This is a genomic window from Bacillus sp. RK1064 (assembly GCF_051488405.1).
Lineage (GTDB): Bacteria > Bacillota > Bacilli > Bacillales > Bacillaceae > Bacillus.
Genome location: NZ_JBPSCZ010000001.1, coordinates 1,247,587 through 1,263,713 on the forward strand (window position 1 = coordinate 1,247,587; position 16,127 = coordinate 1,263,713).

19 protein-coding genes and 1 pseudogene are annotated in these 16,127 nt (G+C 42.0%); 10 read left to right on the forward strand and 10 right to left on the reverse strand.

Annotated elements, in window-relative coordinates; translation table 11 throughout:
* Window positions 1-246: 246 nt before the first annotated feature.
* On the forward strand, window positions 247-783 hold the full coding sequence (locus ACSSTM_RS06695) for a serine O-acetyltransferase (protein WP_268496199.1): 537 nt from the start codon (window positions 247-249) through the stop codon (window positions 781-783).
* On the opposite strand, the pseudogene ACSSTM_RS06700 reads toward ACSSTM_RS06695, so the two are convergent.
* The 3 genes and pseudogenes from ACSSTM_RS06700 to ACSSTM_RS06710 form a co-directional block, all read right to left on the reverse strand.
* Window positions 781-1,038 (reverse strand): annotated as a pseudogene (locus tag ACSSTM_RS06700) (hypothetical protein); the annotation flags it as partial. The gene ACSSTM_RS06695 and the pseudogene ACSSTM_RS06700 overlap by 3 nt on opposite strands.
* A gap of 112 nt (window positions 1,039-1,150) precedes the next feature.
* Window positions 1,151-1,708: a GNAT family N-acetyltransferase gene (locus ACSSTM_RS06705; RefSeq protein ID WP_034663411.1), complete on the reverse strand. Its 558-nt coding sequence runs from the start codon at window positions 1,706-1,708 to the stop codon at window positions 1,151-1,153.
* A gap of 14 nt (window positions 1,709-1,722) precedes the next feature.
* Complete coding sequence (locus ACSSTM_RS06710; protein ID WP_034663414.1) at window positions 1,723-2,589, reverse strand: AraC family transcriptional regulator; 867 nt, start codon at window positions 2,587-2,589, stop codon at window positions 1,723-1,725.
* A gap of 113 nt (window positions 2,590-2,702) precedes the next feature.
* Between ACSSTM_RS06710 and ACSSTM_RS06715 the strand changes: the two genes are divergently transcribed.
* Window positions 2,703-4,079, forward strand: a complete 1,377-nt coding sequence (locus ACSSTM_RS06715) for an MATE family efflux transporter (protein ID WP_437404106.1) — start codon at window positions 2,703-2,705, stop codon at window positions 4,077-4,079.
* Window positions 4,080-4,104: 25 nt separating this feature from the next.
* Here ACSSTM_RS06715 and ACSSTM_RS06720 read toward each other — a convergent pair whose 3' ends face one another.
* The 4 genes from ACSSTM_RS06720 to asnB form a co-directional block, all read right to left on the reverse strand.
* Window positions 4,105-4,944 carry a phytoene/squalene synthase family protein gene (locus ACSSTM_RS06720; protein ID WP_034663422.1) on the reverse strand — a complete coding sequence of 280 codons (840 nt, stop codon included), beginning with the start codon at window positions 4,942-4,944 and terminating at the stop codon, window positions 4,105-4,107.
* Complete coding sequence (locus ACSSTM_RS06725) at window positions 4,937-6,412, reverse strand: phytoene desaturase family protein (protein ID WP_034663425.1); 1,476 nt, start codon at window positions 6,410-6,412, stop codon at window positions 4,937-4,939. The genes ACSSTM_RS06720 and ACSSTM_RS06725 overlap by 8 nt, the downstream gene beginning before the upstream one ends.
* Window positions 6,409-7,926: a phytoene desaturase family protein gene (locus tag ACSSTM_RS06730; protein WP_034663429.1), complete on the reverse strand. Its 1,518-nt coding sequence runs from the start codon at window positions 7,924-7,926 to the stop codon at window positions 6,409-6,411. Before ACSSTM_RS06730 ends, ACSSTM_RS06725 begins: the two co-directional genes overlap by 4 nt.
* A 147-nt stretch (window positions 7,927-8,073) precedes the next feature.
* Window positions 8,074-9,915 (reverse strand): asparagine synthase (glutamine-hydrolyzing), encoded by a 1,842-nt coding sequence (gene asnB / locus ACSSTM_RS06735; RefSeq protein WP_034663432.1) that lies wholly within the window; start codon window positions 9,913-9,915, stop codon window positions 8,074-8,076.
* 156 nt (window positions 9,916-10,071) lie between these two features.
* Here asnB and ACSSTM_RS06740 point away from each other — a divergent pair, with 156 nt between their 5' ends.
* A complete protein-coding gene (locus ACSSTM_RS06740) occupies window positions 10,072-10,599 on the forward strand; it encodes a DUF2777 family protein (protein WP_034663437.1) in 528 nt (175 codons plus the stop codon).
* A gap of 38 nt (window positions 10,600-10,637) precedes the next feature.
* Here ACSSTM_RS06740 and ACSSTM_RS06745 read toward each other — a convergent pair whose 3' ends face one another.
* From ACSSTM_RS06745 to cotG, 3 genes are all read right to left on the reverse strand, one after another.
* Complete coding sequence (locus ACSSTM_RS06745; protein ID WP_034663442.1) at window positions 10,638-11,006, reverse strand: YisL family protein; 369 nt, start codon at window positions 11,004-11,006, stop codon at window positions 10,638-10,640.
* A gap of 92 nt (window positions 11,007-11,098) precedes the next feature.
* Window positions 11,099-12,004, reverse strand: coding sequence for a fumarylacetoacetate hydrolase family protein (locus ACSSTM_RS06750; protein WP_034663446.1), 906 nt, complete (start codon window positions 12,002-12,004; stop codon window positions 11,099-11,101).
* A 126-nt stretch (window positions 12,005-12,130) separates the two neighbouring features.
* Window positions 12,131-12,691 carry a spore coat protein CotG gene (cotG, locus tag ACSSTM_RS06755; RefSeq protein WP_392387692.1) on the reverse strand — a complete coding sequence of 187 codons (561 nt, stop codon included), beginning with the start codon at window positions 12,689-12,691 and terminating at the stop codon, window positions 12,131-12,133.
* A gap of 205 nt (window positions 12,692-12,896) precedes the next feature.
* Here cotG and ACSSTM_RS06760 point away from each other — a divergent pair, with 205 nt between their 5' ends.
* The 7 genes from ACSSTM_RS06760 (at window position 12,897) to ACSSTM_RS06790 (ending at window position 16,122) form a co-directional block, all read left to right on the forward strand.
* A complete protein-coding gene (locus ACSSTM_RS06760; protein ID WP_034663454.1) occupies window positions 12,897-13,991 on the forward strand; it encodes a CotH kinase family protein in 1,095 nt (364 codons plus the stop codon).
* A 122-nt stretch (window positions 13,992-14,113) separates the two neighbouring features.
* Window positions 14,114-14,275: an aspartyl-phosphate phosphatase Spo0E family protein gene (locus tag ACSSTM_RS06765; RefSeq protein ID WP_012009503.1), complete on the forward strand. Its 162-nt coding sequence runs from the start codon at window positions 14,114-14,116 to the stop codon at window positions 14,273-14,275.
* Between the two features lie 127 nt (window positions 14,276-14,402).
* Window positions 14,403-14,624, forward strand: a complete 222-nt coding sequence (locus tag ACSSTM_RS06770) for a spore germination protein (protein ID WP_003211745.1) — start codon at window positions 14,403-14,405, stop codon at window positions 14,622-14,624.
* A gap of 14 nt (window positions 14,625-14,638) precedes the next feature.
* Window positions 14,639-14,872 carry a spore germination protein GerPB gene (locus tag ACSSTM_RS06775; protein ID WP_034663458.1) on the forward strand — a complete coding sequence of 78 codons (234 nt, stop codon included), beginning with the start codon at window positions 14,639-14,641 and terminating at the stop codon, window positions 14,870-14,872.
* Between the two features lie 31 nt (window positions 14,873-14,903).
* Complete coding sequence (locus tag ACSSTM_RS06780) at window positions 14,904-15,518, forward strand: spore germination protein GerPC (RefSeq protein WP_095284995.1); 615 nt, start codon at window positions 14,904-14,906, stop codon at window positions 15,516-15,518.
* A complete protein-coding gene (locus ACSSTM_RS06785) occupies window positions 15,515-15,691 on the forward strand; it encodes a germination protein GerPD (protein WP_003210893.1) in 177 nt (58 codons plus the stop codon). Before ACSSTM_RS06780 ends, ACSSTM_RS06785 begins: the two co-directional genes overlap by 4 nt.
* A complete protein-coding gene (locus tag ACSSTM_RS06790; RefSeq protein WP_034663462.1) occupies window positions 15,691-16,122 on the forward strand; it encodes a spore germination protein GerPE in 432 nt (143 codons plus the stop codon). The genes ACSSTM_RS06785 and ACSSTM_RS06790 overlap by 1 nt, the downstream gene beginning before the upstream one ends.
* Window positions 16,123-16,127: the final 5 nt, after the last annotated feature.

Consider the following 16,127-nt stretch of genomic DNA (forward strand, 5'->3'; position numbering starts at 1 on the left):
TAAGGAGATCAAATGGATGAGACGGAATGATGTAGAAAAAAATTACAAATCATTCTTCCTGGTTCTTTTGTTCTACTCATGACGAAGCTCTTATTTTATACAGGAAACTGGATGAAAGTGATGTAGAAAAAGAAAGAAATAAACGCCTTTCTATATTGATATAAATGGTTATAATGGTATAATTTCTCTGAAACAAAAGAGAATGGTATAATTTCTCTGAAACAAAAGAGAATGGAGAGGGATCTGATGATTTTAACGAAGCACGATCTTCACCACTACTTGGCACAGGATAAGAAAGCATTAGCCATTAAGCGCAAAAGACCTAAGTGGTTTGGGGATGATATATGGAAATATCAAAGGATTTTACGAAAATATGAATACTATTCTAATAGCGGCGCTACACTTCGCAAATGGTTTTATCGCTATTTACATAAAAAGAAAGGCATGCAGCTTGGCTTTGATATTCCGATTGGTGTCTTCGGCCCTGGCCTTAGAATCAATCATACGGGTCTCTTAATTGTGAACAAGCATGCAAAAATTGGGGCATTTTGTGATATTCATCAAGGGGTGAATATTGGTCAGAACCATCATGAAAAGGATGTGCCAACCATTGGGGATCATGTATGGATTGGCCCTGGTGCTAAGCTGTTTGGGGACATCTATATTGCAAATCATATTTCAATCGGAGCAAATGCTGTTGTAAACCGTTCTTTTCACGAGGAGAAGATTGTTATTGCAGGTGTGCCTGCGCAAAAGGTAAAAGAAAAAAGCCCTTCTCCATGAAGGACTCACCTGATAAAAAAGAATGATACCGATCAAAACAGAGATGAGCAGCATGAGATAAAACAAGGTCGTTAAAATGAGAATTGTCCAGCCAAGTCCCTTCCTCTCTGTCTTGATCAAATAAATACCGAGAACGATGGTACTAAATAGGACACCTAAAATGGCCCACAGCCATTTGTCTTTATCATGCTTTGGCGCATCAAACCATAAATAAATGGCAACAGCAAGTGAAACGAATAACCCCGTAATTCTCACGTTCAAACTCCTCCTTATGTAATTACATGTTCTCTATTATGCTTTTTAGCCCCCCTTCTTCTTCAGTTTATTCAAACATTCGATCCTTTTGTCCTAAAATGATTCATCATTGTTAAGTAGCTTGTCGCGGGAGGCTTTTCCATTCCTCTCTCAGCATCCCATAGCGCATCGAATCATAATATTCTCCTTGATAGTAACGAACCTTTCTCAGTCTCCCCTCAAGGACAAATCCGCATTTCTCTGCGCACCGCATCATCCGTGCATTTCCCGACCATGTGGTAAGACCAATTCGAGGGATATCAATATGAGCAAATAACTCATCAGTCCATAGACTTAACGCCTTTGTCCCAACGCCACCGCTCCAAAAGCGCGAGTCATAAATGAGAATGCCGCATTCAAGCCACCGTGTACGTTCATTCTCCCAATAATATGACACGGTGCCTTTGATTTCGCCGTCTATTTCAATGCCATATAGCTTTGGCGGAATGGATGTGTCCTGTAAGTATCGTTTTTTAAATGCAGCAAGCGGGATTTCGTGTTCATAAAAATATGGGGCATTCCACTTTCGATAGGACTGATCTGGTGCTTTGAATTTTAAATGCCATACCATCTCTAAATCGGCTTCGTTTAATGCTTGTATGCTCACATGCTCTTCCTTTTCCCTTTTCATCTGTTCACGTTCCTTTACTTTGTCGTTCTTTTTGCTAGATGACGGTACTCGATAGGCGTCATGCCTTCGTTTTGCCGAAACAGTTTAGAAAAATAAGTAGGGTCGTCAATGCCTACGTGATCAGCAATAGCTGCGATTTTATCATTCGTTGAGGCAAGCATGCTTTTGGCTTTTTCGACCTTGAGACGATTGATGTATTGGTTTGGCGTCAGTCCATATACAGTCTGCATGCACCTTGTCATGTAATCAGGATGATAATGCAGCTTCTCTGCAAGCTCTTCCATTTGTAGTTTCTTCATAAAGTGACGCTCAAGATAATGAACCACTTCTGAGGCGACATTCTCCTTTGCACTTGGAATATGAAATGCTTCTTTTTGTAAATGAATGAGCATTTCCTCAAACTGAAGCTGTTTTTTCAGCGGCAGTTCAGACGCGTCATCATTTAGTGCCCGCATTGCTGAAAGATGTTTTTCGAACACATTTCTTCCTTTCACTTTTCCTATACGAGGCAGGCTAAATTCATATGTTGCCGGATTTTCAAAGGTGGCTTGATTTTGTTTCATATCAAACCAGTGTTCTCTCAGCCGATTCGTCAACTCAAATGGATCAATTGAAAAATGCAGCCACTCATAGTGAGTTTCTTCTTCGCATGGCAGGTGTCCCCCATGAGACAAGCCAGGTGAGAGAATGATATATTCTCCTTCTTTTACGTGATGAGCCTCTCTGTCTTCTGTGATCCATAGTTCCCCCTTTGTGACATAAAGAAGATCAAACACAGTGAAGGTTCTAGAGATATGTCTTTCTCCTTGATGAAATACACCTTTGCCTGAAGCAATATAAACCGGGAACGGCGGTACAGTAAATGTAATAAATCGATTCATATTCATCCCCTTATGAAGTCGGATTTCTCCAATAAGTTTCGGTTTCATCTCTTCTTATTATAGTCGATGCAAGGTACACTATAAATCGGATTTATACGAAAGGAGGTTGATTGATGAAACCTCAATCACTGCCAATTCAAAAGATTCAAGCTAGGGGGAAGAAAACCCATCCTTCATTATTTACATTAACTTGGCCTATTTTTATTGAAATCTCTTTATATATGCTCATGGGAAGCGCGGATACCCTCATGCTCAGCCAATATTCCGATAATAGTGTTGCCGCAGTTGGTGTAAGCAACCAGCTCCTGAATTTATTGATTGTCATGTTCAGTTTCATTACAACTGGAACGACGATTGTGATTGCGCAGCTTTTAGGAGCAAGCCGCAGACAGGAAGCGACTCAAGTCGCCTATGTCTCACTAGGAACCAACTTCTTGATTAGCTTTGTCATTAGTCTTCTCATGTTTGTATTAGCTGTTCCCATTTTACATCTGATGGGCCTATCAAGTGAGCTCATGCCGGATGCGGCGGTATTTTTACAAATTGTCGGACTGCTTTCTTTTATTCAAGCGCTCATTATGACGTATAGTGCTATTTTAAAAAGCTACGGATATACAAGAGATACGATGTATGTCACCATCGGAATGAACTTGCTAAACGTTGCCGGTAACTATCTGGTCATTTTCGGTCCGTTTGGCTTCCCCGTATTAGGTGTGATGGGGGTCGCTTTTTCTACCTCACTTGCTCGGTTGATCGGATTAATGGCAATGATCCTCATTGTACGCCGCCGAATTGGATTACGCTTTTCACTGAAGAAGATGTTTCACATCCAGCGGACACATTTAAAAAAGCTTCTGAAAATCGGGATTCCTTCTGCTGGAGAGCAGCTTTCTTATAACGGCTCTCAAATGATCATTACACTGTTTATTACGTTTATGGGGACGCAGGCATTAGCAGCAAAGGTCTATACTCAAAATTTAATGATGTTCATTATGCTGTTTGGTGCAGCCATTAGCCAAGGGACACAAATTTTAATCGGGCGCCATATTGGGGCGAAAGAATTCGATGCTGCCTATCACAGATGCATGAAAAGCTTATACTGGGCCATTGGCATCTCCCTTCTTTCTTCCACTGCTTTATCTTTATCATCGACGCATTTGCTTGCTTTCTTTACTAGCAACACCGAGATTATCCAAATTGCCGCCACACTCCTCCTATTGACAATTATTTTGGAACCTGGCCGTTCTTTTAATATGGTCATTATTAATTCCTTGCGGGCTGCTGGTGACGCGAAGTTTCCAGTGTATATGGCGATGATTTCAATGTGGGGCATCGGGCTTCCGATCGCCTACTTGTTAGGCATTCAGCTTGAGATGGGTCTCATTGGGGTTTGGATTTCTTTTATCGTGGATGAATGGGTAAGAGGCATCTTTATGTATAGGCGGTGGCGTTCAAGGGTATGGACAGAGTATCGCTTTTCTTCCACATAAAAAGGACTGCGGGTGCAGTCCTTTTTTACGTAATATCTTCTAAAATAAGTGCTTTTTCCTGATTTGAAATAAATAATCGCTGTGTAAACACGCGGTATTCATTTTCTCTTGTTTTATCTAAAATGGCTTTATAAAAGTGAGCAGCTGCTTTCACCGATATACGTGAATAAAGCGGGAATTCATGAAGATGGTCAAAAAACTCCTCGTAGTATGCCTCTGCCTCAAAGGCAATGTACTCCCATACGTGCTGAAATGCTTGATTGACAATGCCTTCTTGCAATTCTTGCTCTGTATATCCGAATTGATCCATGACTTGCTTTGGCAAATAAATGCGGTCTCTTTCAGCCTTATCCTCGCCGATGTCACGAAGGATATTGGTCAGCTGCATGCCAATCCCTAATGAAATCGCTGCTTCTTTCAGCTGCTCTTTTTTACGCGGTGCAATAATGGGAAGCAGCATGAGTCCAACGGTACTAGCCACATGGTAGGAATAGATGAGCAGTTCATCTAACGTTTCATACCGGTGCTGCTCTAAATCCATCTCCTGACCTTGGAGCAAGTCACGGAACGGGGCTTCATCCATACGAAACTCTTGAAATGTATGTTCTAGCGCTACCCACATTGGATCATTCCGATCTACCTCACCATGTAAAAATCGATCAAACGTCTCTCGAAAGGAGGCAAGCTCCTCTTTTGGTGAGGGGGACTCATCTACAATATCATCTGCTCTCCGGCAAAAGGAATACACAGCCCAGACGGCCTGTCTTTTCTTTTTAGGCAGCATGGAAAAGGCACGGTAAAACGTTTTGGAATGGGTTTGAATGGTCTCCTCACACAATTTCAATGCTGTTTGTACATCAACCACTTAGTTTCACTTCCTTCCTGTCATTCAAATCTTTTAACAGCACAGAAGCCATCAGCTTTGCACTTTGCATGACGATCGGCACCCCGCCGCCAGGATGGATGGAAGCACCTACCGCATAAAGATTGCCCGTCTCAGCAACCTTCACTTGCGGGCGGAACACACCTGATTGAAACAAGTTAGGCGCAAGTCCAAAGCTGCCGCCTTCAAACAATCCTTCTCGCAAGGAATCATTTGGTGTTCTGATTTTTTCCCAGACAATCGACTCTCGCAATCTTGGAAAGCCTCTTTTCTCAAGACGATCGACCATTTTCTCTACAAAATCTGTTTCCTCTTCCCAGTTGATATGATCTCCTGAGGGAACGGGAATCAGCATATATAAAACACTACAGCCTGCCGGGGCAAGAGATGGATCAATGATCGATGGATTAAATGTATAAAACGACGGATCTTGAGGGATTGTCTTCGTTTGAAAAACCTCTTTCATATGCTGATCAAAGTGTTCGCCCATAAAAAATTGGTGAACAGGCGCATCATGGTACATCTTGTTTAACCCTAGATACACCATCACACAGCCAGAAGACGGCACGTATTTACGCCGATCTTGTTCGTCTAAACCAAGCTGTTTTAACGCAGCTGGATAATCTCCGTTGATCACAAATGCATCAGCTGCTATACGGTCGTCACTGACTTTTGCTGTAACCACGCGCTTTCCCTCAAACTCTAGCTCCGTGACTTCTTCATTTTTTCTTATATGCACACCCATTTTTATGAGCTGCCTCTCCAGTATATCTACTAAGCTCGCATAGCCGCCTTTTAAATAGTAGATTCCATGTGCGTGCTCACTATATGAAACGAGCGAATAAATAGCAGATGCTTCATACGGGTTCCCTCCGACATAGAGGGTTTGCAGTGCGTATGCATCTCGCAGGCGTTCGTCTGAGAAATACTTTTTCAGAGCACTTTGAACCGTTCGATACGCCTTTAATTTCATTAAAATCTTCATGTTTGCTTTTGTAAAAAATGTACGTTTTTCATGAAATGATTTCTCTAGAAAGGCTTGCTGCCCTTCTTGAAAACGGTCTGTCATTTCTTCCATAAACCTTAGAAATCCTTGATCTTCTTTTGGAAATACACGTCTGATTTCCTCTAGCTGACGAAATGCATCAGAGTACTTCGTGTAGGAGGTTCCATCTTGATATTGAATCGTATACAGCGGATCAAGCTGCAAAAGATCAAGAGACGCTTCGTCCATTCCAACCTCATGTAAAATACCTTTTAACATATCAGGAAGTAGGACAATGGTCGGACCTTCATCTACTTTATATCCTTTCTCACGTACAAAAGCAAGTCTTCCGCCAAGTCGCTCATTTTTTTCGACAAGCGTGACATCATGTCCAGCCTTTTTTAAATAAAGTGCTGAGATTATCCCGCCAATCCCGCCACCTGCAATCAATATATGTTTTTTCATGAGGCGCTCCCCTTTTCTTGGTGCGGCAATGTTTTGTGCGTATGTTTCTCTTTTGAAAGAATCGCATTTGTCGTGATACGTGCTGATTCTAAAATGGTCGGCAGCCCGCTTCCTGGGTGCGTCCCTCCTCCTACGAGCCAGCAATGGTCCAATTCATCAAATTCATTGTGCGGCCTTAGGACCATCATCTGCGTCAGCTGGTGGCCAAGGTTAAATGTAGCTCCTTCGTATACGTAAAGGTCTTCCTCCCATTGCTTCGGTGTGATCATCCGTTCGACTTCTATATGCTGTCTCACATTCTTAAAACCGGTTTTTCGCTCAAGTGTGTCCAGCACAAGTTCTCTAAATTCATCTTGATGCGCTTCCCAGTCAATACCGCTTTGATTGTTGGCAACAGGTGCCAGCACATAAAGAGCTGACTTTCCTTTTGGCGCAAGCGAGTCATCTGTGACACTTGCATTTTGAATATAAATAGAAGGATCATCTGGCAGCTCATACGTTTTCGTTATGCCTTTGACAAATTGAGCATAATCATCGGAAAATACGATGGTATGATGCGGCTCCTCATACATGATATCTAATCCTAAATAAAGCATAAAGGTGGAGCATGAGAATTTTTTCTTTTTTAATTTTTTCTCGCTATATTTCTTTAAAAGTCCTGGCTCTACAAGCTTTGTCATCACATGTGCAAAGTCTCCATTTACGACAACCTCATCTGCCTGTATTTTTTCCCCAGATTCTAAGCGAATGCCTTTTACTTTCCTGCCTTCCGTCAGCAATTTTTCGACGCCAGCTGACAGATGAATCGTCGCTCCAGCTTCAACCGCTGCTTTTGCCATCGCTTCTGACAGCTGATTGACCCCGCCCTTCGGATGGAAAACACCTGTGTCATGTTCCATAAACGATAGAATGGAGAAAGCACCAGGGCACTCCCACGGTGACATGCCTAAATACTTTGATTGAAATGTAAACGCATATTTCACTGATTCATTTGAGAAATAATCTGACAGCACATCATATAAACTCTTATTCAATGAAAGCTGCGGAAGTGCTTTGAGCACCTTTGGACGCAAATAATGATGAAAACGATCCATTTTACTTTGTAAAATAGGTGTAAGCTGATCCATTTTGCGCTTTGTATCGTTCATAAATCGTAAATACCCTTCGCCCTCCCCAGGTGCAAAGGCTTCTAACCGTCTATACATTTCATCACGATCTCGAATCATATCTAGCTGATCGTCTTGAAAAATCAATCTATACATTTCTTTTAATTCGATCACATCAATATAGTCATAAAGATTTTTACCAGCAAAGGTGAACAGCTCCTCTGCAATATGAATCATGCTGAGAAAGGTAGGACCCGTATCAAACGTGAAATCACCGAGTTGAAACTTAGAGTTACGTCCGCCAACAAAGGGCTGTTTTTCGTATACCTGAACATCATGTCCTTTGCTTTGAAGCATCATAGCTGCCGCAAGTCCCCCTGGTCCTGCTCCGATCACAATGATTTTCATTATCCTTTTTCCTCCAAATTAATTCACTTTAAGTTAATTATACAAATTAGAAAGATTAGATCAACTTTTGATGTGCTCTATTCGTCTCATGTTATGTATTAAAAAAGCCGGCTTCCCTTCAACAAATGTAAGAAAGCCGACCCTTTATTACGCTTCTATATCAATTCGATACGTTTCAAACCAATGATGAATCTGCGCCAGATGAGCGATTAACTGCGGGCCCTTCATGAGCTGGCCATACCAAGGCACTTGAAAGGAGGCTCCTTCCGTTTCAATCAGCTGGTTTAATTGATGTGCATCTAGAAATTCGTGAAGGACAGAATCTTTTTGCGCAAGGCAATCTGTTAACATCTCTTTCACAGCCTGAGTATAGGCTGGATGATGTGTTTTCGGATAAGGACTCTTCTTGCGATAAAGCACTTCATTCGGTAAAATTCCCTCTAATGCTTTTCGTAAAACCCCTTTTTCACGATTTCCATGCATTTTCATTTCCCAAGGAATATTCCACACATATTCGACAAGGCGATGGTCTGCAAATGGCACACGTACCTCAAGACTCGCCCCCATACTCATTCGGTCTTTTCGATCTAGCAGCGTTGTCATAAACCAGACCATATTTAAGTAAAAAAGTTCTCTTCGGGCTTTATCCACTCCAGTTTCTCCATCTAAAAGAGGCGTTTCAGCCACGGTTTCTTCATATTTGCTTTGTGCATATTCTCTTAGTGACAGCTTCTTTTGCCACGAATCTTGTAAGAGCTGCGTTCTGGCTTCCGTCGATCTCATCCAAGGAAAACCATTCGTTTCATTTGCCGCATGGAACCAAGGATAACCTCCAAAAATTTCATCCGCACATTCACCTGACAAACCGACAACAAAGTCCTTTTTAATTTCTCGGCAGAACCAAAGCAAAGAAGAATCAATATCTGCCATACCCGGTAAGTCTCGGACCTCAACCGCTTCCTTCAAATAAGCAGCCAGCTCCTTTTGTCCAATGACGCAGCTGTGATGATTCGTTTGAAACGCCTTGGTCATGCGGTCAATCCATGGACCGTCAGCATTCGGCTGGAATTGACTTGCTTCAAAGAATTGATCATTTCCTTCGTAGTCAACCGAATACGTATGAAGCGGTGCTTTCCCTATTTTCTCAAAGTGCTTAGCGGCAATGGCGGTAATGGCACTCGAATCGACGCCACCCGATAAAAATGTACAAACAGGCACATCAGAAACGAGCTGTCTTGTGACGGCATCTGTAAAGAGATGCTTGACGTGCTGGGCGGTGTCATCAAGTGAGTCCGTATGCGCCTTGCTTTTGACATTCCAGTATCTCCACACACGCAGTCCGTCTTTTGAAAAAGTCAAAGCATGAGCAGGTCTCAGCTCTTTTACCCCTTTAAACACTCCTTGCCCTGGTGTTCTAGACGGTCCTAAACCAAAGATCTCCGATAATCCTTCATGATCGACTTTTGCTTTCATATCAGGGTGAGCAAGTAGCGCTTTGATTTCCGAACCAAATAAAAAGGAATGATGACGTTCTGTATAGAAAAATGGCTTGACGCCGAGCCGGTCTCTCCCTGCAAATAATAATTCACGCTCACTATCCCAGATCACAAATGCAAAAATACCATTAAAATGGGTCACACACTCTTCCTTCCATTCTGTGTAGGCGTGAAGAAGAACCTCTGTATCAGAATGTCCAAGAAAGCGATGGCCCCTTTTTAACAATTCTTTTCTTATATCTTCTGTGTTATAGAGCTCTCCATTGTATACAACGGTATAAGCATGGTTTTGATGTGTATATGTCATCGGCTGTTTTCCGCCTTCTACATCTACAACCGCTAACCTTTTATGCCCAAATAGAACGTGCTCACTTTTCCACGTATTTGTATCGTCTGGCCCTCTTTTAGATAATGTATCTGTCATTTGATTGATTACATGATCCTGTTGGATGAGCTGCTTTTTAAAGTCTGCCCAGCCTGTTATTCCACACATCATCATCAGCTCCCATCCGTTTTTCCTCAAGTGTTCTCATTCAGCCTTTCTTAGTTTATGCATCGTCTCCTTGATAGTTGATTTGTCCTTTTTTTCTCGGGCGTATAGGACAAGCATGATTTGGTAAGAAAAGAAAGAGGAAAGGAGCTTTTGCAAATGGAAAAACGAATGAAGCAGCTTGAACGCTGCAGTCGAAGATGGTGCAGCGGGTATTTACTGATTGAAAACGGGTATTGTCTGATTGAAGATGAAGAAGGAGACATCATGCTGCCAGAAAGTCTTCAAAGCACGATGATCTGTTTGAAGGAAAATGGCAGGTGGACCAAAGGGGAACTGCTCGGGTCCATGATACTTCATGAAAGTGGGCAGCTAGTAGAAGTACAAGGCGGTGAAGTGATTCAATATACGGCATCACTTGCGAAAGGATGGCTTGACCTACTGATGTTCGTTCCTGAAAACGTTTTTTATGAAATCATTGCACAGGTAGAGCAGCTTGGTTTTTCCGTCTACGATTGTGTTTTCTCCTCCTTTCATTCTTTTCAACGAGTTTCTTTCTTTCAGTTTTCGACAGATTCACAATCACTTGCCCTTCAATGTCACCATGACTCCGCCGCAGGTCAAATTCGTTTTGAATGGACCACTTCTGACGGTTACCGGTCGGTTTCGCAATTTGATGGCATATAAAAAGGACACTGCTTCGTATAAGCAATGCCCTTTTTATGTTAAAAGATATGGAAACCGATCGGCAGACGTAAACCGAGAAGAATGGTCACAATCGCGAACACGATAAAACCAATCAATACACCAGTCACCGATTTTCCTTTTTTCTTGCGTACAAGAACCATTTCCATGAAGCCGATCACAAGGATACCGAGAATCATTTTACCGATATACTCGCCACCGAAACCTGGAATTTTCATTCCTGTGCGAACATACAGCTCTACGCCTGTTGCGATAATGATCAAGTACAATAGTCTGACAATCATGTGCACAATTTTAGCACCTTTGTCGTTTTTACCTGCTAGAGCAAAGGCAACGAAGAATAAAATAATCCCTAGCACCCATGCTGTAATATGTAAATGCGTTCCCATCTGTTATTTCCCCCTTTATCAGAACAATTACCTTCTCATCGTACCACGAAATAAGTCGAACACAAAGCGACAATCCTGTGTCATCGCACTCTTTATTTGACGCGATTCGATAGCGTTCCAATCGGCTCAATCGTGATGTCAATTCGATCCCCTGAAGCTAAGAACTTAGGCGGTTCAAAGCCTTTGCCAACCCCAGAAGGTGTTCCCGTTGCAATGATGTCACCAGCTTCTAGTGTCATCCCTTTTGAAAGAGTAGAAACAATATTCTCGATGGAGAAAATCATTAATTCTGTACTGGCAGACTGGCGAACCTCTCCGTTTACCTTTGTTTCCACATGGAGCGCACCATGATCCTCGACCACTGACTTATGCACAATATAAGGTCCTATCGGGCAGGTTGTATCTAAGCTTTTACCTATGAAAAATTGTTTGTGTTTTTTCTGCAAATCTCTTGCCGTTACGTCATTTAAAATGGTGTAACCGAATAGATAATCGCGGACCTCTTCAGGTCCAATATTCTTCCCTGATTTGCCCATCACGATCGCAAGCTCCCCTTCATAGTCCAGCTCACTGGTCACATCTTCATGAAGGAGAATATCCGCTTCATGTCCAACGACTGAAGTAGGTGCCTTTGTAAAGATCATCACATCTTTAGGAAGATCCGCTGCACTTCCCATCTCCATGACATGATCTTGATAATTCTTTCCAACACACATGATGTTTTTAGCTGGCTTTGGAATCGGCGCATGGAGTTTCACTTCCGAAAGCGGATATACATAAGAACCGCGGTCTTCTTCTTTTTTCTCAGCCCAGTCAAGGAGCTGTTTGACATGCTCAACAAACTTGTCCCCCATATGAATACATTCAGCTAAAGAGTTTGGCAGTGTCTCAAGCTCAAATAATTTGGCTTCTGCCTTTTTGACGTCCATGACCCATTCATCATCAATGACTACCCCAATAAACATTCTGCTATGTATCTCACCTGTAAAAAACTTCATGTCTTCCCCTCACAATCTTCATTTCGCTAAGTGATGATGTCTCATTTTATTTCTCTATGAAATAAAAAAAACCCTTTTTTATCATACTCTCTTTTAAAAAGGGTTTCAAAAAAGATGATCTGATGTTTAGCGGTAGCGGCGATACTCCCACATGTTCCCTTGGTCCCATTTGCGATCAACATTTCCTCTGCTGTGGGAATGATGCTTTTTCTTTCCACATCTTTTGCAAGAGCGGCTGCGTCTATGGTGATGAGAACGTTTAGATCGATGGCAGCTTCTGTGGTGATGAGATCTTTTAGAACGATGGCTGCGATGTGACTTGCGGCAGCTTTTCTTATGATGGGATCTGTGTTTGCTGCGGCATGATTTTTTCGGCTCACTCTTTTTGCTTCTGCAAGATTTCTTGCTTTTACACGACTTTTTGCTCTTGCATGGTTTCTCACTTTTCACGCTTTTCTTTGAACAGCGACTTTTTTTCGAACGATAGCTCTTACAGCTTTTTTTACTGCGATGTGATTTACGGCATCCGCCTCCACCAAAGAACCAATGACGGCGATTTGAATGGCGAGAACGAGCTGACTTGTGCGAGCGTCTCGATTCTGGTTCACGGTCTAAGTGATGATCACGTCCTTCACTTCGAAGTGAATCCACTGCATGTTCAATATGTGAATGATCAAATGTGCTCACGAACGATTCCCCTCCCAGTCTATACTTTGACAAAACAAACAGATCAAACTGTTTATCTTCTCTGCTTTATGTTACGAGACTTGGTAGACAAGTGTTCTTGGCGGATGCCCCTTTCTTTTAAAACTCCATGAATACCTAACAAGCGGGTACAGGACATTCCTCCATTTTCATATCGTAAAGAAGAGCATAGGAGGCTGATGAACGCATGACCACAGAACCTTTAAAGCAAATGGATGTTTGGATTCATCCAAAGGACCTGATTGAATTAAGAAAAGACATATGGAACGACGAACCTGTTGAGGCCATTTTGAAAACCGGCCAGACCAAATCACACATTTATGCTTCATACCGCGGGTCTCACATTAGAAAGCTGAAAAAAAAGTCCTATCAAATTGAATATCGAAAGCCAAAGCAAAGACAAGGCGAATCTATCTTTCATTTAAATGCAGAATACAATGACCCCTCGTTTATCCGAAACAGACTGTCCTTTTATTTCTTCGAGCAGATAGGGGTGCTAAGCCCGGCTGCGTCTCATGTGTTTCTCACTATAAACGGAAGAAAAGAAGGCATTTATTTAAAAATAGAATCTGTTGATGAGCACTTTTTTCAGAAAAGGCAGCTTTCAGGAGGCGGCATTTATTATGCAGTCGATGACGATGCCAACTTCTCCCTTTTGAGTTCGTTTGATAAAAAGCCAAAAAAACACCTCCTCCTCGGGTACGAGAAAAAAACGGGGACTTCTCAACACGATCAGCAGCTGAGTGAATTTATTTACTTTCTCAACACAGCGAAAGATGACATATTTGCAGAAAAAATTGAGCAATACCTAGATGTAACACAGTATTTCCGCTGGCTCATTGGTGTCGTGTGCACACAAAACTTTGACGGCTTTGTCCATAACTACGCTCTTTATGTGAATGAACAAGGAAAATTTCAAGTACTTCCTTGGGATTATGATGCGACATGGGGCCGTGACATTCATGGAGAAGAAATGGCATTTGATTATATTCCAGTAAACGGCTTTAATACTTTAACTGCTAGGTTACTAGATATCCCTTCTTTTAAGAGATCCTATTACACGCTTTTTCAGCATGTACTCGATACACATTTTTTAGAAGACCGGCTTTGTCCAATCATCGAGAAATGGCATGCCTCTATCGAGAACCGAATTGGAGATGATCCTTATACGAGAGATCGAAAAGACATCCTACAATCAGAACGAGAGGTCATCCGGCAGTATATCAACAAAAGACGACGTTATTTACAGGCTGAAATAAGAAAAGAGATAGATGGCAAGTAAGGACGCTTTCGAATTTTGTCACTTTATTACTCATATTGACGAAACAGCTTTTTTTATAGAAAAATAGGGTATACTAACCATATCCTTCTATTATATAAAAAATGTGAGAGTTGGCGTCCGTTATGATCAATTATGAAATTGAACAAAAAAGATTACATTTAATTGAGACAGCAAAAAAATTCGGGATGAATGCCGAAGAAACCATCAGGTGCAGTCAAGAGCTTGATACACTCTTAAATAAAGGCATCAAATACACCTCGAATGAATGCTCTAAAAAAGGGTAAACCATACACCTAATTCCTCTCATCAAAAGCTTTCAAAAAGACAATCACACATTAAAAGACCCATCATAAGCTATGGTGAAACGCCCAAAAACAAAGTGCCTTATTTTTATAAAGGATGTGCACCGCTATGCCGGCTATTGTTGGAGCCTTTAAAGTAAATGCCGTCGGAACGAGCGGAGTCGTTCATGTTGGAGACTGCATCACCATTTCTCCAAATAGTCAGGTTAAAACGTTTGCTGGCGCAGGCAGTTTTAACACTGGTGATCAATTGCGCATTAGCAACTATAAAAGTGTGACAAATACGTACGACAGTGATGTCATTGATCAACCGCTTGTTGGTAACTTGTAAGGAGTGAAAATCAGTTGAACTTCTATATTAATCAAGCGATACAAATTAATTATTTGCGTGTAGAGTCTGTAAGTAACTCCTCTGTGCTGCAAATTGGGAGCGCTGGTTCAATTAAAGCTCTTTCTAATCTGTATAACACGGGCAGCTACGTAGAAGCAGCACCTGCCGCAGCAGGCACACAAGGAATTGAAGAATCCCAAGGCGCAAGCACAACACCTTTTGTACCGCTCCAGTCACCAACAACTTAAGTTCATCTGCAATCCCCGGAGGTGTATGTCAATGTATGATTATCAAAGCAACGCTTCACAGGTGCATGGCATCATTCAAAAGCAAACACAAAAAATTATGATGCTTGAAAAAAGGCTTAACGAACTTCAGCAGGAAATGCAAATGATCAAAGATAAACCGACAACGACGATTGAACGGATTGATTATCAATTTGATCAACTGAAAATCGAGCGGCTTGAAGGCACACTGAACATCGGCCTCAATCCATCTGATCCAAACAGTGTTCAAAACTTTGAAGTGGGCCAAACAACAACCCCGGGCATTGGAATGATGCAGCAAGAAATGGCTGATCAATTTTTCAATCAAACACGCCAGCTTGTCGACGCATTCTTAAACGAAGAAGCGCCAGAACTTCTTGAAGAGCTAGAGCAGCGATATGAAGGGTCTCTTGATGAGAGCAACAAACACCACATCATTGAGGACATTCGCAAGCAAATTGACAGCAGAATCAAATACTATGCAGGACAGCTCCCGCACCGGGAAGATATGACCCCGCTGCAGCGTTCAGAGCAAATTGCTGAATATGTAAAGCATGATGTCAAACGGGCGATTGAGCACTTCTTAGCCCATATTCCAAATGAAACGAAAGGAGAGGAAAACGGATGAATTTCACAGTCGTCAACCGCAACATCGAGACCGGAAGCATTAAAGTAGTTGGGGTTTCGTCCTCTTCCCTATTTATCATCGGGGACACAGATCATGTACAATTATCTTCCATTTTTGATACACCGCCAGAATCTCTTATCATTGGCCCGTTTGTTCCTCTGGCACCTCGATAATGATAAAGCGCACATCTCAAGTGAAGTTCACGAAGGTGAATTCTGTCGGGATTTCAAGTGTTGTTCAAATCGGTGATACACAGGAGCTATGCCCGAAGGTCAAGGTGTTAGCTGTTCAAAGAACCATTAGTTTGTTTTATGGCAATGAAGCAGAAAACTTAGATGCGAAAGAATTTGAAGTGTATTATGAGCCTATTCCATTGATGCTGCCGGAACGATTCGTCAGAACAGCTTTTTACCATGAAAAGCCTGTGATTAAAGTGTCTTCCGTCATTGTCGAAGGGGTTTCGTCCTCTTCTATTTATCAAATTGGCTCTACGTGTGGAGTGAATGGCGTTGCAAGAGTGAAGCATATTCGAGAGTTATTTAGCAACGACGAAAGTCCGCCAAACTCACAAATGGACCTACCTGCGCATATGATGGTGATATGACTTCG

Bases quoted from the DNA above. Each gene is read 5' to 3' on its own strand.
- ACSSTM_RS06695 (WP_268496199.1), top strand. From the start codon at position 247: ATGATTTTAACGAAGCACGATCTTCACCACTACTTGGCACAGGATAAG.
- ACSSTM_RS06705 (WP_034663411.1), bottom strand. From the start codon at position 1,708: ATGAAAAGGGAAAAGGAAGAGCATGTGAGCATACAAGCATTAAACGAA.
- ACSSTM_RS06710 (WP_034663414.1), bottom strand. From the start codon at position 2,589: ATGAATCGATTTATTACATTTACTGTACCGCCGTTCCCGGTTTATATT.
- ACSSTM_RS06715 (WP_437404106.1), top strand. From the start codon at position 2,703: ATGAAACCTCAATCACTGCCAATTCAAAAGATTCAAGCTAGGGGGAAG.
- ACSSTM_RS06725 (WP_034663425.1), bottom strand. From the start codon at position 6,412: ATGAAAAAACATATATTGATTGCAGGTGGCGGGATTGGCGGGATAATC.
- ACSSTM_RS06730 (WP_034663429.1), bottom strand. From the start codon at position 7,926: ATGAAAATCATTGTGATCGGAGCAGGACCAGGGGGACTTGCGGCAGCT.
- asnB (WP_034663432.1), bottom strand. From the start codon at position 9,915: ATGTGTGGAATAACAGGCTGGGCAGACTTTAAAAAGCAGCTCATCCAA.
- ACSSTM_RS06740 (WP_034663437.1), top strand. From the start codon at position 10,072: ATGGAAAAACGAATGAAGCAGCTTGAACGCTGCAGTCGAAGATGGTGC.
- ACSSTM_RS06745 (WP_034663442.1), bottom strand. From the start codon at position 11,006: ATGGGAACGCATTTACATATTACAGCATGGGTGCTAGGGATTATTTTA.
- ACSSTM_RS06750 (WP_034663446.1), bottom strand. From the start codon at position 12,004: ATGAAGTTTTTTACAGGTGAGATACATAGCAGAATGTTTATTGGGGTA.
- ACSSTM_RS06760 (WP_034663454.1), top strand. From the start codon at position 12,897: ATGACCACAGAACCTTTAAAGCAAATGGATGTTTGGATTCATCCAAAG.
- ACSSTM_RS06765 (WP_012009503.1), top strand. From the start codon at position 14,114: ATGATCAATTATGAAATTGAACAAAAAAGATTACATTTAATTGAGACA.
- ACSSTM_RS06770 (WP_003211745.1), top strand. From the start codon at position 14,403: ATGCCGGCTATTGTTGGAGCCTTTAAAGTAAATGCCGTCGGAACGAGC.
- ACSSTM_RS06780 (WP_095284995.1), top strand. From the start codon at position 14,904: ATGTATGATTATCAAAGCAACGCTTCACAGGTGCATGGCATCATTCAA.
- ACSSTM_RS06785 (WP_003210893.1), top strand. From the start codon at position 15,515: ATGAATTTCACAGTCGTCAACCGCAACATCGAGACCGGAAGCATTAAA.
- ACSSTM_RS06790 (WP_034663462.1), top strand. From the start codon at position 15,691: ATGATAAAGCGCACATCTCAAGTGAAGTTCACGAAGGTGAATTCTGTC.